Source organism: Paenibacillus sp. OT2-17, assembly GCF_009827695.1.
Taxonomy (GTDB): Bacteria; Bacillota; Bacilli; order Paenibacillales; family Paenibacillaceae; genus Paenibacillus; species Paenibacillus polymyxa_B.
Genome location: NZ_WUDQ01000615.1, coordinates 1 through 2,088, shown reverse-complemented (window position 1 = coordinate 2,088; position 2,088 = coordinate 1). Strand labels below are relative to the sequence as shown.

The 2,088-nt window shown below is 45.5% G+C and carries 2 protein-coding genes; one reads left to right on the top strand and one right to left on the bottom strand.

The genetic code is table 11. The features are described 5' to 3' along the window. Window positions 1–286 (top strand): Ohr family peroxiredoxin (locus GRP75_RS25265; RefSeq protein WP_160790700.1); only part of this gene is annotated, 286 nt, incomplete at its 5' end. Window positions 287–662: 376 nt separating this feature from the next. Here the strand turns inward: GRP75_RS25265 and GRP75_RS25260 are convergent. Further along, window positions 663–2,088, bottom strand: a 1,426-nt coding sequence (locus tag GRP75_RS25260; RefSeq protein ID WP_160790699.1) for a YifB family Mg chelatase-like AAA ATPase, incomplete at its 5' end; no start/stop codon positions are given.

Genomic DNA, 2,088 nt, shown 5'->3' with positions numbered 1-2,088 from the left:
GAATCCAGAGCAATTGTTCGCAGCAGGCTATTCCGCTTGCTTTGACAGTGCCTTAAATATGGTTGCTCGCATGCAACGTGTTAAGCATGAAGGTACTGAAGTAACAGCTACGGTCCATTTCGGCAAAGTGGAAGACGGCGGCTTCGGAATCGGAGTAAACCTCGATGTATTGGTAAAAGGCGTCGATCATGAAACTGCAGTAAAGCTCGTGGAAGGCGCACATGAACAATGTCCATACTCCCGCGCTACCCGCGGTAATATTGAAGTGAAACTGAACGTCTTGTAACTCAGATTTTCTTACCTATGTAGGGGGGGACATCTCCATCTCTCTTCATGAATTTAATAGTACTCGTTAGAATGAATTTCACAACAAGCCCCTCAACCGTTTTTGTCGAGGGGTTTATTATCCTTTCAGCTATCCCTTCGTTAAAGACTGTTTGTTTTTTTCCATCAAGTAACATGGGAGATGCTGCATAAACGTATATACGAAACTGATATACTCATAGTATAATCACTAATGTCATAATCTTATTTTTCTTCTCCAGATCTTTATTGTCTGGAGATTTTTTTGTCCTTTTTTTTCATTTTCTATTGCACATACCCTTTGGAAAAACTCTTTCATAAAAATGATCGTGTTATAACTATTAAGTTTTATCGCCTTTTTAACTTTCGGGAAAACTGGCATTTGCTCTATCCATATGGCGGTATTGAATAGCTTCAGCCACATGTGAAGTCAAAATTTTCTCTGAGTCATGTAAGTCTGCAATGGTACGCGAAAGCTTGAGAATTCGATCATACGCACGCATGCTTAAACCGAGCGCGTCCATTGTCTGATCAAGCAACTCCGCTGCATTTTTTTCTAATACGGCATATTTACGAAGCATCTGACCAGACAGCTCACTATTCCATGAAAAGGGAAGCTTGCTGTATCTGTAGATTTGTATCGCTTGAGCAGCCAGCACCTGCCTTCGCATTTCAGCGGATGATAATGATTCTTTTTCCTCCCGCCAATCCTTCGGCTGCGATACTTCAAGCTGAAGATCAATCCGATCCAGCAGTGGACCGGAAATACGTGAACGGTAGCGGGCTACTGCTGCAGGTGAACAGGTACAGCGCTGATGTTCCGTATCATTTCCGAAAAAGCCACAGTGACACGGATTTAAAGAGGCAGCAAGTAAAAAATGCGCCGGATACTTAAAAACAGCACGTGAACGACTGATCGTAACATTGTGGTCTTCCAAAGGTTGGCGCAGCACTTCTAGTACATGACGGCTAAACTCAGGCAACTCATCCAGAAATAAGATCCCCCGGTGTGCAAGACTGATTTCTCCTGGTTTGGGTATACCTCCCCCACCCACCAAACCAGCAGCAGAGATCGTATGATGAGGCGACCGGAAGGGACGAATATTCATCAGATGAGGCGATGACTCCTTCCACTTCCCGGCAGCGCTGTATACTTTGGTGACTTCAAGCGCCTCCTTTTCAGTCAAAGGCGGAAGGATAGATGGCAACCTGCGGATGAGCATTGTTTTCCCAGCCCCTGGCGGTCCCATAAGCAAGATATTATGCATCCCGGCTGCAGCGATGACTAACGCACGCTTGGCGTGCAGCTGACCCAGCACATCGCTGTAATCCTCCATGTTGCTAGTTATCTCTTCTTTCTCACACAACGGTATATGCTCTGCTTGAGGTAAATGGTCATAGGAACAGATCATGACTTGTTTACTGGTAGTACAACTCTGATTTGTCGCTTGGCTATCAACAGTCCCCTGTGCACGATCTTCAATCGGGATAAGATCTGCTAGATGACGTATAGCGTAAATACGTATACCCGTAATCAGACGAGCCTCGCTTGCGTTTTCCTGGGGAAGCAGCACGGAGTTGAATCCTTCTCTCTTGGCCAGATCAACCATGGACAGCACCCCATTTACAGGGCGAATACTGCCATCCAGTGCCAGCTCGCCAATAAACAGCGTCCGTTCTCCCACGGGTAAAACGACCTGTTCACTGGTTGTCAGCAACACTAAAGCGATAGCAAGGTCAAAAGCTGAACCTTCCTTACGCAAATCAGCAGGAGATAAATTAATC